General features: G+C 42.6%; 16 protein-coding genes and 1 pseudogene. 11 read left to right on the top strand and 6 right to left on the bottom strand.

Annotated features, from left to right (window positions below):
• Positions 1 to 30: 30 nt before the first annotated feature.
• The 9 genes from J7E37_RS08570 to J7E37_RS08530 all read left to right on the top strand — a co-directional run bounded on the left by J7E37_RS08570 (position 31) and on the right by J7E37_RS08530 (position 7,052).
• Positions 31 to 354 (top strand): MerR family transcriptional regulator, encoded by a 324-nt coding sequence (locus J7E37_RS08570; RefSeq protein ID WP_213367635.1) that lies wholly within the window; start codon positions 31 to 33, stop codon positions 352 to 354.
• A gap of 327 nt (positions 355 to 681) precedes the next feature.
• Positions 682 to 2,001 (top strand): ammonium transporter, encoded by a 1,320-nt coding sequence (locus tag J7E37_RS08565; protein WP_215023549.1) that lies wholly within the window; start codon positions 682 to 684, stop codon positions 1,999 to 2,001.
• Positions 2,002 to 2,083: 82 nt separating this feature from the next.
• The gene (locus tag J7E37_RS08560; protein WP_215023547.1) at positions 2,084 to 3,052 is read left to right on the top strand and encodes a DUF294 nucleotidyltransferase-like domain-containing protein; all 969 of its coding nucleotides are present in this window, start codon (positions 2,084 to 2,086) and stop codon (positions 3,050 to 3,052) included.
• Positions 3,053 to 3,057: 5 nt separating this feature from the next.
• Positions 3,058 to 3,792: an exonuclease domain-containing protein gene (locus J7E37_RS08555; RefSeq protein WP_215023545.1), complete on the top strand. Its 735-nt coding sequence runs from the start codon at positions 3,058 to 3,060 to the stop codon at positions 3,790 to 3,792.
• A gap of 362 nt (positions 3,793 to 4,154) precedes the next feature.
• Positions 4,155 to 5,171, top strand: coding sequence for an LLM class flavin-dependent oxidoreductase (locus J7E37_RS08550; protein WP_214778964.1), 1,017 nt, complete (start codon positions 4,155 to 4,157; stop codon positions 5,169 to 5,171).
• A 312-nt stretch (positions 5,172 to 5,483) separates the two neighbouring features.
• On the top strand, positions 5,484 to 5,705 hold the full coding sequence (locus J7E37_RS08545; protein WP_214778962.1) for a spore coat protein: 222 nt from the start codon (positions 5,484 to 5,486) through the stop codon (positions 5,703 to 5,705).
• Positions 5,706 to 5,837: 132 nt separating this feature from the next.
• Complete coding sequence (locus J7E37_RS08540; RefSeq protein ID WP_215023543.1) at positions 5,838 to 6,311, top strand: spore coat protein; 474 nt, start codon at positions 5,838 to 5,840, stop codon at positions 6,309 to 6,311.
• A 31-nt stretch (positions 6,312 to 6,342) separates the two neighbouring features.
• Entirely contained in the window at positions 6,343 to 6,783 is a 441-nt protein-coding gene (locus J7E37_RS08535) for a spore coat protein (protein WP_214778959.1), read from the top strand.
• 32 nt (positions 6,784 to 6,815) lie between these two features.
• The gene (locus J7E37_RS08530) at positions 6,816 to 7,052 is read left to right on the top strand and encodes a hypothetical protein (RefSeq protein WP_215023541.1); all 237 of its coding nucleotides are present in this window, start codon (positions 6,816 to 6,818) and stop codon (positions 7,050 to 7,052) included.
• Between the two features lie 60 nt (positions 7,053 to 7,112).
• On the opposite strand, the gene hutG is transcribed toward J7E37_RS08530, so the two are convergent.
• The 5 genes from hutG to hutP form a co-directional block, all read right to left on the bottom strand.
• Positions 7,113 to 8,063 carry a formimidoylglutamase gene (gene hutG, locus J7E37_RS08525; RefSeq protein ID WP_215023540.1) on the bottom strand — a complete coding sequence of 317 codons (951 nt, stop codon included), beginning with the start codon at positions 8,061 to 8,063 and terminating at the stop codon, positions 7,113 to 7,115.
• Complete coding sequence (gene hutI, locus J7E37_RS08520) at positions 8,032 to 9,312, bottom strand: imidazolonepropionase (RefSeq protein ID WP_251009563.1); 1,281 nt, start codon at positions 9,310 to 9,312, stop codon at positions 8,032 to 8,034. Before hutI ends, hutG begins: the two co-directional genes overlap by 32 nt.
• 27 nt (positions 9,313 to 9,339) lie before the next feature.
• Complete coding sequence (hutU, locus tag J7E37_RS08515; protein ID WP_215023538.1) at positions 9,340 to 11,001, bottom strand: urocanate hydratase; 1,662 nt, start codon at positions 10,999 to 11,001, stop codon at positions 9,340 to 9,342.
• Positions 11,002 to 11,167: 166 nt separating this feature from the next.
• Entirely contained in the window at positions 11,168 to 12,691 is a 1,524-nt protein-coding gene (gene hutH / locus J7E37_RS08510) for a histidine ammonia-lyase (RefSeq protein WP_214778951.1), read from the bottom strand.
• Positions 12,692 to 12,795: 104 nt separating this feature from the next.
• Positions 12,796 to 13,233, bottom strand: a complete 438-nt coding sequence (gene hutP, locus J7E37_RS08505) for a histidine utilization transcription antiterminator HutP (protein WP_215023536.1) — start codon at positions 13,231 to 13,233, stop codon at positions 12,796 to 12,798.
• Positions 13,234 to 13,754: 521 nt separating this feature from the next.
• Here hutP and J7E37_RS22235 point away from each other — a divergent pair.
• A complete protein-coding gene (locus J7E37_RS22235) occupies positions 13,755 to 13,877 on the top strand; it encodes a hypothetical protein (RefSeq protein WP_285290305.1) in 123 nt (40 codons plus the stop codon).
• 30 nt (positions 13,878 to 13,907) lie between these two features.
• Here J7E37_RS22235 and J7E37_RS08500 read toward each other — a convergent pair whose 3' ends face one another.
• Positions 13,908 to 14,504, bottom strand: coding sequence for a branched-chain amino acid aminotransferase (locus J7E37_RS08500; protein ID WP_215023534.1), 597 nt, complete (start codon positions 14,502 to 14,504; stop codon positions 13,908 to 13,910).
• A gap of 193 nt (positions 14,505 to 14,697) precedes the next feature.
• Between J7E37_RS08500 and J7E37_RS08495 the strand changes: the two are divergent.
• Positions 14,698 to 14,909, top strand: a pseudogene (locus J7E37_RS08495) (hypothetical protein); the annotation flags it as partial.

Below are 14,909 nucleotides of genomic sequence, written 5' to 3'. Positions count from 1 at the left end.
AAATTAACAATTGAAACGTGGTGAATCAGGTTGGCAAATGAATCTTCCTATAAAGATAAAAAAGTAATCACGATAGGTATTGTTAAAGAATTAACTGGACTTTCAGAGCGGCAGATCCGTTATTACGAAGAAAGGAAGCTGATCTTCCCGGACCGGACCCCTGGCGGCAGCAGGAGGTATTCTTTTGCTGACGTTGAACAATTAGTCGAGATTGCCAATAAGATTGAAGATGGTGTCCAGACATACGAAATTCGACAGGAAATGATCCGGGAAAAGAAACGGACTGATGAAGAAGCTCATAAGAAAATGATTCAGGGTCAATTGAATGCCCGTTTCGGCGTTCGAAAATATTAAACTATAAAACCTCCAATTCGGGAGGTTTTCTTTTTTTACCAAGGTTGTTTTCGCAAAGATTGTTGTTAAAATCCTAAAGCCGATTTTAACGTAATATAAAGCCATTTTGCGTGTCGGTATTAAGTTGAGATGCTCTTTTCTCACAAAAAAGTCTACTTTGCGAGGAAAAATAGGTCATTCAATCCTATTTTGTAGTCAATAGCAACAAAGTTTGAGAAAAGAGCCTTTACTAAAAATTATGTTAGGTTTCCTTACACGATTGTAGATTGTTAAAAAAATACATGCGAGAATACAAACTACATTCACAATTTGAAAGGAGAGAAACAAATGGATACGGTATTTGTAATGAATAGTCTTTGGGTTATGATTTCCACGGTTTTAGTTATTTTGATGATTGGAGGTTTCATCCTTCTTGAGACTGGATCCACACGAATGAAGAACGCCGGCCACATTGCCGGAAAAACAATTTTGACATTTGGTATTTCATCAATCGTTTTCTGGGCTGTAGGCTATGGACTTATTTTTGGAGAAGGAAACTCAATTCTTGGATTTTCAGACTTTTTTTATTCAGGCTATGATGTAGAGGGATTAGGACTTTCAGGTGCTGTATTCTTTCTATTCCAGCTGGCATTTGCGGGGATCTCTTTAACGATTGCCTTTGGAGGATTTGCTGAGAGGGCAAAATTATCTGTCTATCTTGTTTTTGCACTCCTATTCTCCATTTTTGTTTATCCGTTCATTGCCCATTGGATTTGGGGCGGCGGCTGGCTTGCTGAACATGGAAAACAGGATTTTGCTGGCTCAACTGTTGTCCACCTGACGGGAGCTATGGCAGCACTGGCTGCCACCATTCTTCTAAAGCCCCGTATTGGAAAATACAATAAGGATGGTTCTGCTAATAATATCGAAGGGCATAATCAGGTTTTCACAGCGTTGAGCGTACTGTTATTATGGGTTGGCTGGTTTGGATTTAATGCTGGAAGCACCGTTTCTGTCGATGGAGCATTCTTTGGGTTTGTTGCGCTTAACACGAATCTTGCCGCAGCTGCTGGTACCGTTGCAGCTATGCTCATCTCGTGGATTGTCGTTGGCAAAGCGGATGTTCCAATGATGCTGAACGGAGCACTTGCAGGCCTTGTAGCCATTACAGCATCATGTGCTTTTGTTGATACTTGGGCAGCAGTTGTGATTGGACTGATCGCTGGCATCCTAGTGTTCTATAGTATTCGTTTCTTTGAAAGCAGAAAGATAGATGATCCTATCTTCGCGCTATCAGTCCACGGAACAGCTGGTGTTTGGGGTACTCTATCTACAGGATTCTTCGCGACACCAGAGCTGGCCGCGGTTGGCAATCCGGGTTTGCTTTATGGAGGCGGTTTTGAACAGCTGGGAGTACAGGCGCTAGGTGTAATTGCGTCAGGTGCGTTCGCTTTCATCGTATCCTTCATCATCTTATCGATAATGAAGGTCGCAATGAAGGGCTTGCGGGTAACCGAAGAGGAAGAAATCATCGGTCTGGACATTAGTGAACATGGGAGCTATGGGTATCCGGAATTAGTCAACAAGGAAGCAGCAGCCAAGGGATCTGTGGATGTTAAAAGTACAGCCAATGTCCCTTTAAATTCACAGCAGCCATCTGTTAATTAGATTAATGGAAATAACACTTTCGAACGGCGGCCCATATCGTGGGCAGCCGTCTTTTGATGATGGCGAAAGGGGAATGCAGGTTATGAACCTCAATATTTATTCTAATATAAACACATTAAGAGCCAAGGGACTGACGGAAGCTTCTTTTAACAATGAACAATTAAATCATTTCCATGACCTAATCTATGACCAAGTCATCTCCGCTGCAGTAAGCAATTTTTCAGAAGGATACGGGAGTCCCCCTTCCCCATTCTCATTCTTCGTCATGGGCAGTGCCGGGAGAATGGAGCAAACGATTTGGAGTGACCAGGACCACGGACTTGTGTTCACTGCTCACAATGATGATGCGAAGGACTATTTTTTACAGTTAGGTAAAGAGATTTCCAGAGGATTAGAGCTCACTGGCTATAAAAAATGTCCCGGAGCTGTTATGGCAAGCAATCCATTGTGGTGCAAATCAATGAAAGATTGGGAGAATCAACTAGGACTCTGGGCTGGTCAATCTACCTGGGAATCAATCCGCTATTTACTAATATTTGCAGATGCCAGGTCTATTCACGGGGATTCCTGCCTGTTAAGCAGCTTAAAAGATAAAGCTTTTAATGAAGTTAACAGAGAGCAATTACTATTAAGGATGCTCGATAACACAATGTATCTGAAAAAAGGGGTCGGAGTACTTGGTCAGCTGATAGTAGAAAGTCATGGAGCCTTTTCTGGATCTATTAATTTAAAGGAGACAGCGTTTTTACCATTTGTAAATGCAGCAAGGCTGTTGTCATTTTATGAAGGGATAAAAGAAACTCCCACACTCTCCCGTATCAGCCGTGTGTCTGACAAGGTCCTGCCCTATCATGATAATTCTTTATACAGCAAGAATTTCTCTGCTCTCCTTGACTTCCGGCTAAAACATGGAGCCCATAGAGATTATGACTCCGGCCATTATGTAAATACCAGTAAGCTCACAAAAGGAGAAAAGAAATCATTGAAGGATATTCTTAAAGTTGGTGAACAATTTTATGAACATGTCAGAAAGCTTTTTGAGAGGATGTAAGATATATGGGAATGAATGATATGGTTCGTTTTTTCCGGCAAATGACTGGCAGGCTTGGATCGAACATCTATGCTGGAATGCCCCCTCATGCAAACCGACAGCAAATGTCGTTTCTAAGGCAGCTGCAAAAAGAAATGAAGAAAGAAAACAGCCTGGACTGTCCGCTGGAAGAACTGCCAGTCATCGTTTTTGACCTCGAAACAACTGGCTTTAATCCTGAAAAAGGCGATAGAATCCTCTCTATAGGAGCTGTTAAGGTAATTGGCTCCAGAATACTTGATAACGAGGAATTTTACTCTTTGGTCAACCCTGAAATCCCCGTATCGCCTGCTGTCCTTAAGCTGACATCTATCACCGAGGAGGAACTAAGGAGTGCCCCAATAACCTCCCAGGTTCTGATGGAGTTTTTAAATTTCATAGGCACCTCAGTACTTGTGGCTCACCATGCAAAGCATGAACAAGCCTTTATGAAGAAATGTACAAGTGAAGAATTGCGCTTGAATTTTGACCACAGAGTAATTGATACTTCATTTTTGATTAGATTATTCCAGCCATTAGTCTATTCGCTGCCTTTGGAACAAATCTGCCTTGAGTGCGGGATTGAAGTGAGAGATCGGCACCATGCACTTGCGGATGCAAAAATGGCAGCAAGGCTTTGGGCTTTTTATATTCAAAAAGCCCGGGAACAAGGCTACCAAAACATGCGGGAGGTTTATGAATATTTATCATTGATTAGATAAGCTTGTTCCCCCCTACCTCCCCAATTCCCTCACCTGAATTTCCGTATTCCTTTTTTCTCAAAGGCTTGTTTTCGTAAAGATTGTTGTTAAAAACCTAAAACCCATTTTAACGTAATATAAGGCCATTTTGCTGTCAGTATTAAGTTTGCTGCTCTTTTCTCCCAAAAGAGTCAATTTTGTGAAGAAAAATAGGTCAAACAATCCTATTTAGTAGTCCAAAGCAACAAAGTTTGAGAAAAGAGCCTTCTCAAAACATTTTATTTTGATTGCCGAAAGATAATTGATACTATTGTATAAACGCTGGTAACAGGAAAAATGCTATTCCTGCGAGTTTATATTTTTAAATGAAGGAAGATGGAAAAATGACAGAAAATAAACGTTTAAACGATATAAAGTATTCTGTGCTCGACTTGTCCCCTATTCTAGAAGGGGGCACAGCAGCGCATGCATTCAAAAACACACTTGACCTTGCCCAGCATGCTGAAAAATGGGGCTATAACCGATATTGGTTAGCAGAGCACCATAATATGCCTGGCATCGCAAGCTCCGCTACCTCGGTTGTAATCGGCCATGTTGCAGCGGGAACCTCTTCCATCAGAGTCGGCTCAGGCGGGATCATGCTTCCTAACCATGCCCCACTTGTTATCGCTGAACAATTCGGAACACTTGAATCTCTTTTCCCGGGTCGCATTGACCTTGGACTCGGACGCGCTCCAGGAACTGATCAGGTGACGGCCTATGCGCTACGGCGCGAACGTCGAAGTGATGGTCAGGACTTCCCGGAGCAATTGGATGAGCTTCGCGCCTATTTCAATCCGGAAATCGATTCGCAATATCGCAGTGTCAGGGCGATACCCGGTGAAGGACTGAACATTCCAATCTGGCTATTAGGCTCCAGTGGCTACAGTGCGCAGCTTGCGGGACAACTCGGGCTGCCATTTTCATTCGCCAGCCATTTTTCGCCGGAAAATACAATTGGTGCATTAAAGCTGTACCGAAGGAACTTCCAGCCTTCAGATGTTTTGCAAGAGCCATACGCGATGGTGGGTGTGAACGTGATTGCAGCCGAAACTGATGAGGAAGCAGAGTTCCTGGCAACATCCATGCAGCAGCAGTTCCTTAACCTGTTCAGGAATAACCCAAGTCCCCTGCTTCCTCCTGTCAAGAACCTGGAGGATCAGCTGAGCGAGTATGAAAAAATGCTGCTTGGCAGCCGTATTGGCTCCTCAATCGTTGGAAGTCCCGAAACCATTAAAACGAAACTTCAGCAATTCCTGGATGAAACCCAGGCAGACGAAATGATTATCAATGCGCAAATTTTTGACCATAAAGCAAGACTGAAATCCTTCGAAATGGTTTCTGATGTATTTAAAAGCTAAAGGATAAACCGTCTCATTAATTGACATATTGGTTTTCTGCAAAGGGAGAAGGACCGCCATTAGGTCCTTCTCCTTTTGCTTAACTGAATTTCAGTAACCCCCTGTACCCCTGATTGCTGTAGATAGCATAGCAAGAAAATGGGTCCCCTTCCCTTTAATCTCTATATAGAACCCCGACGTTTCGGGATGGAAATCCACAATAAATGGAAAATAGGCTTATATTTGCTGTTCTTCCCCAAACTTCGTTGTGTCTTCTTAAGACTTATTCGCATAGTCTAAAACGACGATATTCTACAAAAGGGAGAGAAGATGATGGCCGACCAGAATAAGCCTAACGGGATTCCAAACAGTATCATTGACTTGCTTGTAAACGATTTATTCAAGAAAAACGGTATCAACACGGAAGAAGTCAAAGACCAAATAACTGACGATAAGAAGCAAGCAATCAGAGAGTTAGTAGAAGATCTAAGTAAGCAGGTAGATACCTTCCTGAATTCAAATCATTCAAAAAAGAACTCTAGTACAGATAAGTAATCCTAATTTAAACGCTCTTAAAAAAAGGGCGTTTTTTTTTGAAATATTACTAGGCAACTAGTGAATACACACAATCTATACAGCATGCAACTTAATATGATATTCCATACCAAGTAAAAGGGAGTGAAATAAATGGCAAGCAAGAATTACCATGAATTTGGCAAACCTCAGGACTATGGCTACCACGGCGATAAATACGACGACGGGAAACATAAGTCCAAAAAAGAAGAAGATGCAGACGTAGTACAGGATGGATTTCAGTTTTCAGGTATTGAGCAGGATTCTGATGAACTGATTTGGATCAAGGACTCTTGTAATATTTGTGTCCAGACAACTGACACACAGGCAGCGGTTTCTCTTCAAGTAGGGTTGCAATTAGCAATTGCACTAGTCGTAAGCATTACTGTTGGTGATACAGACAGGGGCCGCAAGATTGCACAAGAGATATCCCAGAAACTAGATTCAGAGCAAACGAACAAGCAAAAAATCATCATTAAAAACTCTAAAGATATTAATGTTACTACTACTGACACAGACTTGGCTGTCAACATCCAGGCATTGCTTCAGGTACTGGTTGCAGTAGTCGTAAAGCTTGACGTATTGTAATTAAAATTTATAAAAAAGAGGTGAAATTAACATGAGTGAAGATAAAAAGTGGAGAGCATTGGACCATTGTGATAAAGGAAAAGACAAATGCGATGACGGCGCAACGGTTTTGCAAGAAGGTGATCAGTTCATGAAAACTGACCAACAATCATTCGAATGGATTATCATCAAGGATTCTGAGGGTGTAGATGTACAAACAACTGATACTCAAGCTGCTGTCTCCTTACAGTTAGGTCTACAGGCAGCGATTGCAGCAGTAATCAGCATTACAATCGGGGATACTGATCGCGGAAATGCTGTAGTACAGGATATCAAACAAGTAATGAAAAATAAGCAGAGAAACACTCAAAAAACGATTGTTGAAAGTTCCAAGAACGTAAAAGTAACTACCACTGACACAGACGTTGCCGTTAATATTCAAGCCCTTCTGCAAATCCTGATCGCTGTAGTCGTTAAATTGGATGTTCTGTAATAAGGCAGAACGATTGAGAAGGAGGTTAAGGGATGAATAATCAAAACAGCAAAGATATGGTCGAACAAATGCGCAAGATGAATGAACAGCTCATGGACAACCTGATGAGGCAGCGCGAACAGAAGCGTAACTACAAAAAACTCCAGGACAATTTAAACAGTAGCCAGGGGAAAATGAGAGATGAGTTGAAGAAACAATTTTCTCCGGAAAACCTTCAGCCAAACTCTTCTCTCTCCGACATGCTTGATCAATTGTTAAAAAATAAATAACGAACAAAAGCCTGTAAACTTATCATAAGGTTTACAGGCTTTTAATAATGTTGTTAATTTTCATTCTATCCTTGCATACATAAATTTAAGCATGGCGTTTGCTGCGAGTCTGCTTGTAATATCACGGAAATCTTTTGATGGGTCGATTTCTACAATATCCATGGCAATAACCTTTTCATGATGAGAGGCTTCAGAAATACTGGCCAATAATTCCCTGCTTGTCAGTCCCCCAGGACCAATTGCAGGGCAGCCAGGTGCAAAAGCCTGATCTACTGCGTCCATGTCTACTGATAAGTATATGAAGTCCACAAGATGGGACAGACGCTCAACCTCCCGCCTTACAATTGGAATGATGCCTTGAGATTCCACGTCAGCCATAGTGTATACAGAAATTGCATTTTCTTTTGTGTATTCATGGTACATCCTTGCGTTTGCATAATCCCTGATTCCAATTTGCACTAGGTGCTCCCCTTTAATAAAACCTCCTTCCAACAGGCTTCGGAAAGGTGTTCCATTTGTTCTTCCCCCATCGTCCAAGTTGCGGACATCATGGTGGGCATCCCACTGGATGATCCCCACTGTTCCATATTTTTCTTGAAAGGCTCTTATGGACGGATAGCTTACTCCATGGTCACCTCCTAAAAGGATATAACGGTCACAAACACCCTTATCCAGCATTTCCCTAACACTGGTATACATTCGATCAATACTTGCTTCAGTATTTGTTGGATGTGTGATTACATCCCCGAAGTCGATAATCTTTACATCTTTGTAGTCTTTGTTTTGTTCCCCTGAGTAAGTAGAAAAATTGCCCAGACAGGCCCTGATGGTTTTTGGCGCCTCCGCTGCCTGGGAAAATGAAATGGACGTTTTAGAAAAGGGCAGTCCGACCAATCCGACATCACCGCTTTGCTCAGCTGCAAAAGGGACAATACATTCGCTGACCTTCGTAACATACTGGTCCTTAAACATTGCCGGTTTACCTGGATTCAGATAACTGAAATTTCCCAAAAGGCATCCTCTCCCATATGATTTCTCCCGAAACATATACGCAATTTGCATGATTCACACCGTAATGGTAAGGAATGTACTTGTAATTTGGAACGTCCCATACGACGAAGTCCGCTTGCCTGCCGACATCAAGTGTTCCAGCTTTTTCACCTCTGCCAATTGCGTGTGCTGCATTAATGGTTACTGCATTCCAGATTTCTTCAGATGACATTTTTAATTTCAGTGCTGCCAGGGACATAATCAATTGTAAATTCTCGGTTACGCAGCTTCCTGGATTGAAATCTGTTGCCAGGGCTACAGCGGCTCCATCATCAATCATTTTCCTTGCTCTTGCATAATGGTCTTTCCCTAAATAGAAGGTCGTCCCAGGAAGCAATACGGCAACTGTCTCGCTCTCACTAAGCATTGCGATTCCTTTATCAGAGGCTGCCACTAAATGGTCGGCGCTCGCCGCTCCCAGTGATGTCGCCAATTCTGCTCCTCCAAGGGGGTCAATTTCATCGGCATGGATCTTCAAACCAAAACCATTTTCCTTTGCTCTTTGTAAAAACAACTTTGATTGTTCAATTGAAAATACACCTGTTTCGCAGAAAATATCCGCAAATTCCGCCAGATTCTTTTCTTTGATCTCCTCAAGCAAAGCCGTCATTTCCTGTAAGAATACATCTTCATTTCCCTTATAGGATGGCGGGATGGCGTGCGGTCCCAGGAAGGTGGATACGATGGAAACAGGATACTTTTCATTCAATTGTTTCACGACTCTTAGCTGCTTCAGTTCAGTCTCTCTTTCCAGTCCATATCCACTCTTTGCCTCAATAGTTGTTACACCATGGGAAAGCATTCTATCTAAATGGAAGCTTGCTTTATCTAAGAGTTCTTGCAATGTAGCACTTTTTGTCGCTTCCACAGTGGACAAAATGCCTCCCCCACTTGCCAGTATTTCGAGATAAGGGACTCCCTCCTGCTTCAACGCCAGTTCATGCTCACGGGACCCCCCAAAGACCAAATGTGTATGAGGATCGACCAAGCCCGGTGAAACAACCTTCTTTTCTGCGTTGAGCTTTACTTTGGCGTTAAAGGATTTCGCTTCTGCATCTGATCCTATCCATGCAACCTTGCCATCATTTACTGCAAATGCTGCTGACTCTTTTACATTCAATCGCTTCATTTCTTTCCCTTTTAAAGCTTTTCCAGTATATTCAGGCAGAATGAGCTGCCCTATATTGTGTACTAGCAAATCAAAGTCCAAATGAACCAACCTTTCTTCTTAATGACTTTATTTCAACATTGGAATGTCGACGCCCTTTTCCTTTGCAACCTCAACCGCTTTATCGTACCCGGCGTCCGCATGGCGTACGATTCCCATGCCTGGATCAGTTGTCAGGACTCTTCTCAATCTTTCCTCTGCCAGGTCGGTCCCATCAGCCACCGCAACCATACCGGCATGAAGAGAATAACCCATTCCTACGCCGCCGCCATGGTGTACTGATATCCATGAACCGCCAGCTGCAACATTAATAAGAGCGTTAAGGATAGCCCAGTCACCGACCGCGTCACTCCCATCCTTCATAGCCTCTGTTTCCCGGTTTGGAGAGGCTACTGAACCACAATCAAGATGGTCACGTCCTATTACAATGGGCGCTTTCAACTCACCTTTACGGACTAATTCATTAATTGCCAATCCCATTTTTACTCGTTCACCGTAGCCCAGCCAGCAAATGCGGGCAGGAAGCCCCTGGAACTCCACTTTTTCACGAGCCATTTCAATCCAGCGCTGGAGTGGTCCATTCTCTGGGAAAAGGTCCTTAATCAGCCGATCTGTACGGTAAATATCTTCTGGGTCTCCCGATAAAGCCGCCCAGCGGAAAGGTCCCTTGCCTTCGCAAAAAAGCGGCCGGATAAATGCAGGAACAAATCCAGGGAAATCGAAGGCATGCTCTTCTCCTTGATCTTTGGCAACCTGGCGTATGTTGTTTCCATAATCAAATGTGACTGCCCCTTTCCTCTGGAACTCCAGCATAGCGGCAACGTGCTTAGTCATGGAGCGGGAAGATTGCTTAACATACTCTTCTGGATTTTCTTTTCTAAGCTTTTCAGCTTCCTCGAGAGTATAACCTACCGGAATGTATCCGTTTAAAGGATCGTGAGCAGAAGTCTGGTCCGTAACAATGTCTACCTTGAAATTACGCTGAAGTAAGTCATAATGTACCTCTGCTGCATTCCCAATAAGTCCAATGGATAAAGCTTCTCCTTTATTCCTTGCATCCGTCGCCCATCTCATCGCTTCCTCTATTGAGTCCGTCATTTTATCGCAATACCGGGTATCAATCCGCTTTTGGATCCGCTTAGGATCGATTTCAACAGCGATACATACGCCGCCGTTCATCGTGACGGCGAGCGGCTGGGCACCACCCATCCCTCCTAGCCCTGCTGTTAATGTAATCGTATTTCTCAGTGAGCCGCCGAAGTGCTGTCTGGCTGCCTCTGCGAATGTTTCATACGTTCCCTGCAAAATACCTTGTGTACCAATATAGATCCAGCTTCCTGCTGTCATTTGCCCATACATCATCAAGCCTTTTTGATCAAGTTCATGGAAATGTTCCCAATTTGCCCATTTAGGCACCAGTACTGAATTGGATAATAATACTCTAGGAGCAGCTTTATGTGTTTTAAATACCGCGACTGGTTTGCCGGATTGAATCAGCAATGTTTCATCGTTTTCCAGGCGGCGCAGAGTATTCACAATCGCTTCAAATGACTCCCAATTCCTCGCAGCCTTCCCTATTCCGCCATAGACTACCAAGTCTTCCGGCTTTTCAGCTACTTCAGGGTCCAGGTTATTGTAAAGCATTCTCAAAGCTGCTTCCTGTTCCCAACCTTTGCATTCTAGCTTCAGGCCTTTTTTTGCGCGAATCTCTTTGGAAGATTCTATTTTCATGTTAAAACACTCCTTTATTCTATTTGATTTTTACTCTTTTAAAATGGGACTGATGATTTTGTCCATGGAGAGGCTTCCAAAACTAAAAATGACTGGAATCACATTGATTCCCTTGATAGTAACAACTTATTTCCTGAATCTTCTGGCCTGCCAAAAGAAGCTCTTTTTATACCATATTTAATTCTCTCTGCCCTATAGCTGTCCACTGTCTATTATTTTTTTTAAGCCATTCTGAAAGTCTTTCGATATCCTCAGAAAAGATTCTGTCCTCGGTGATAGAAGGAATGATATTTCTCGCATCCTCGTAAAAGCTTTTTGTATGAGGTGACATTTTATCAATTCCGCGATATTGGACAGCCTGGAGTGCGCATATACACTCAATCGCCAGCACTCTCCTTGCATTTTGTATGATGCTGTAGGCGTGCCTGGAAGCGATTGTCCCCATGCTGACATGGTCTTCCTGGTTTGCGGAAGAAGGAATCGAATCTACACTAGCCGGATGGGCAAGAGTTTTATTCTCTGACACAAGCGACGCCGCACTGTATTGGAGAATCATTGCTCCTGATTGCAGCCCTGGCTGGGGGCTTAAAAAAGGAGGGAGATCATTTAATTGCGGGTTTACCAAACGTTCTATCCGTCTCTCGGAAATACTTGCAAATTCTGCAACTGCAATTTTCATAAAGTCCATTGCAATTGCGATTGGCTGTCCGTGGAAATTTCCACCTGAAATGACCAGATTCCCATCATCAAATATTAGCGGATTGTCTGTAGCAGCATTTATTTCTATTTCTAATTTTTCTTTCACATAATCAAGGGCCTGCCAGGAAGCACCATGAACCTGGGGAATGCATCTTAACGAGTAGGCATCCTGCACTCGTTTTTCTCCCTGTCTTGTGGTAAGCTTGCTCCCTTCCAGTAATCTGCGCATCCTTTCGGCAACATCTTTCTGTTGTTTATAGCCCCTGGCTTCATGTATTGATGGATGAAATGCATCAATTACACCTTCCAGTCCTTCCATTGTCAAAGCGGCGATCCATTCACTCTGCAGTGCCAGCTGATTCGCTTCTATCCAGTTAACCACACCCATTGCGGTCATAGCCTGGGTGCCGTTGATTAGAGCTAACCCTTCTTTAGCATGTAATGAGATCGGGTTCAAACCTTCTTCTTTATATGCCTCTGCTGTCGCGCAAACCCTTCCCTTGTAAAAGACTTTACCTTCTCCGATCAATACGAGCGCAAGATGCGAAAGTGGTGCCAAATCACCTGAAGCCCCGAGTGATCCCTGCTGAGGAACAACTGGATGGATATGATTATTCAGCAATGCCGCCAGCCGTTCCGCAATCAAAGGCCTTATACCGGAAAAACCTTTCAATAGAGCATTTAAGCGCAACAACAGCATGGCCCTTGAAACAATTTCAGGGAAAGGGTCTCCTACTCCGCAAGCGTGGGAACGAATGAGGTTCAGCTGGAGTGCATTAACATCCTGCTCATCAATGATTACATCGCTGAATTTTCCAAAGCCCGTATTTATGCCATAAATTGTCCGCTTCTCTTTAACAATTTTATCTACTGCATCCCTGCTCTTTTGAACTTTCTGCATGCTTTCCGGACTGATTTCAACAGCTTCTCCGTCAAAGCATACACGCTTAACATGTTGAAGATTCAGCGATGCCCCGGTTAATACCACCATAATAATTGCCTCCTAATGAAATAATTAATATAAAAAGGAGACGACAATGGCATATTTATACCATCATCGCCTCCTTCTGACTTTTGACTATAGGCAATGCAAAACTATATATGATTAATGCCTAAACCAACTGTTTCATGCTCCGAGCCTTTTATTGGAGCTCCAATTGTTCCGTAAAAAGCTACTGCAATCCATTCCCCTTCGGCATCCGCTGAGAAAGGCTTTCCCCGGACAACAGCAAACCGAAGACCAACTGTCCTGCTCATATCGCCAATTGCAAGATGGCCTCTAGTTACCCCTTCCATCCCTTCCATGATCGCATGATAGAGTGCATGTGTTTCGCGATACAATCCAGAGTGTATAAGCCCATTTCGCTTTGCAGCCGTTTCAACTGCAGAAATGACTTTCTGCATATTCATAGAGCCAACCTGACCAAGACAAAATTTAATGTTATCTAAAGCAGGGCTCAATAATTCCAATTCATTTTCTGACAAGGTCGCCAGCAGGATCGCTGCCTTCCCTATTCCAATATTCCGGTTCATTATTTACCCCGATTTCAGAATTTTTACTATTAACTAATAACTAACCTAATTTTATGTGGCTAACTGCTTATCTGTCAACCCAATATGGTAAATTTTAGTATATTAGCATAGTAACACACTGCTAAACTAAAGAGTTTATTTAAAAGAAAGCAGCGTTCTCTGGATTCAACCGGCTATTTCAAGGATAGTTCATTAGTGGGAATTATGAGAAGCAGCAAAATTTAAGGGAAAACCTAAAAAAAAAAAACGCTGACAAACTCGATGGAAATCGAGCTTGTCTACAGTTTTTTTGGTTTGTGCTGGAATGGGGCTGTTGATTTCCGTTCCAGGCGCTTCGCTTTCCGCGGGGCCGGCGGTGAGCCTCCTCATCGCCGCTGGCGCCTGCGGGGTCTCACCTGTCCGTCTGATCCCGCAGGAGTCTACGCGCCTTCCACTCCAATCAACAGGATTCCTCAACTTAGTGTGGAACTAACCATAAGTCTCTTTTAAAATAGAAACATATAACGCTTGAGGTGATGAAGATGCTTTCGAAAAATAATCCAATCCAACAAGACCAATTAGAGATGGTTGCTTTAGACCAGCTGGTTCCTCAGGAACATTTAGTCCGCAAGATGGAAGTGGCCCTTGATTTTTCTTTCATCTAAAACGCCATAAGGCGTCTTATAATCTCTTTATTAGACTTCGATTGATTCAGCAAGTTTCATTAAAAAGCTGTAAATCAACCCTAAAGCCTGGCCAACAGTAAGTTCTTCATCATATCCTTCGAGATCATTTAAAGCAAAATTAAGACTCCAAACCCCTTCATTTCCATCAAAGATTAAATCGTACGCGGCACCTTCACCTGCAAGATTCTCGCTTAGAAATTGCCGGATTTTCGAATCCTGTTTCTTTTGCAGCTTCAAACCAAGCATAACGTCGTAATTACCAAATACATCGTCTTTTTCAAATGATACAGCATCAGCGCCAACCATTTCCCACCATTGTGATTCTACATACAAAAATTCATTTTTATGTTTATCAAAATAATTTATCTTTTCTTCAAGGAAGTCTTCATCTTCACGGGCAAGAAACTCATCTGTTGCCTTATCTCCCCTTTCGATATACGCGTCTTTAAATCGGTTTTCAGATGGCATATCGATGATTGAAACCGAGCCCTGATCGAATAAATCATGTTTAATTCCATACTCTTTTTCCTCTCGAAAAAGTTCCACGCTGTCTTTGTTTTCACTAAGCTTTTTTTGGATATAATGCTCCATTCCTTTTTTCAACACTTTACAGACCTCCACTTAATAACGGTAACTTTATTTTGTACTTTAATTTTGAATCTAAAATACACAAATAGCAAATTTCACACTGCCTCTTTATGATAAGAATTTTTTCTAAGTAGTTATTTCCCCATACGGAAACGGCTTTTCCCCATATGCTGTAGTAGATCGATTAATATGAAAGGAAGGAGAGTCCGATATGTTTACTGACCATGAACATTATGAGCATAATTGTAAATGCAGCAAATGCAAAAGAAAAAAAGAACGCAAATATTTCAAGCATATAGAGAGCAGCAGCGATTACGACCAGAAAGAAAGCTCTGACTGGAAGCACAAAAAGCATAAGGATCATAAGTGGCACGATCACCACGAAAGCTCTGACTGGAAGCACAAAAAGCATAAGGACGATAA

It is taken from the genome of Bacillus sp. ISL-39 (assembly GCF_018613295.1).
Classification (GTDB): Bacteria; Bacillota; Bacilli; order Bacillales; family Cytobacillaceae; genus Mesobacillus.
This window is presented reverse-complemented; position numbering and strand designations above follow the sequence as displayed.

Excerpts from the sequence above, each read along its gene's own strand:
- J7E37_RS08565 (WP_215023549.1), top strand. The coding sequence starts at position 682 with ATGGATACGGTATTTGTAATGAATAGTCTTTGGGTTATGATTTCCACG.
- J7E37_RS08560 (WP_215023547.1), top strand. The coding sequence starts at position 2,084 with ATGAACCTCAATATTTATTCTAATATAAACACATTAAGAGCCAAGGGA.
- J7E37_RS08555 (WP_215023545.1), top strand. The coding sequence starts at position 3,058 with ATGGGAATGAATGATATGGTTCGTTTTTTCCGGCAAATGACTGGCAGG.
- J7E37_RS08550 (WP_214778964.1), top strand. The coding sequence starts at position 4,155 with ATGACAGAAAATAAACGTTTAAACGATATAAAGTATTCTGTGCTCGAC.
- J7E37_RS08545 (WP_214778962.1), top strand. The coding sequence starts at position 5,484 with ATGGCCGACCAGAATAAGCCTAACGGGATTCCAAACAGTATCATTGAC.
- J7E37_RS08540 (WP_215023543.1), top strand. The coding sequence starts at position 5,838 with ATGGCAAGCAAGAATTACCATGAATTTGGCAAACCTCAGGACTATGGC.
- J7E37_RS08535 (WP_214778959.1), top strand. The coding sequence starts at position 6,343 with ATGAGTGAAGATAAAAAGTGGAGAGCATTGGACCATTGTGATAAAGGA.
- J7E37_RS08530 (WP_215023541.1), top strand. The coding sequence starts at position 6,816 with ATGAATAATCAAAACAGCAAAGATATGGTCGAACAAATGCGCAAGATG.
- hutU (WP_215023538.1), bottom strand. The coding sequence starts at position 11,001 with ATGAAAATAGAATCTTCCAAAGAGATTCGCGCAAAAAAAGGCCTGAAG.
- hutH (WP_214778951.1), bottom strand. The coding sequence starts at position 12,691 with ATGGTGGTATTAACCGGGGCATCGCTGAATCTTCAACATGTTAAGCGT.
- hutP (WP_215023536.1), bottom strand. The coding sequence starts at position 13,233 with ATGAACCGGAATATTGGAATAGGGAAGGCAGCGATCCTGCTGGCGACC.
- J7E37_RS22235 (WP_285290305.1), top strand. The coding sequence starts at position 13,755 with ATGCTTTCGAAAAATAATCCAATCCAACAAGACCAATTAGAGATGGTT.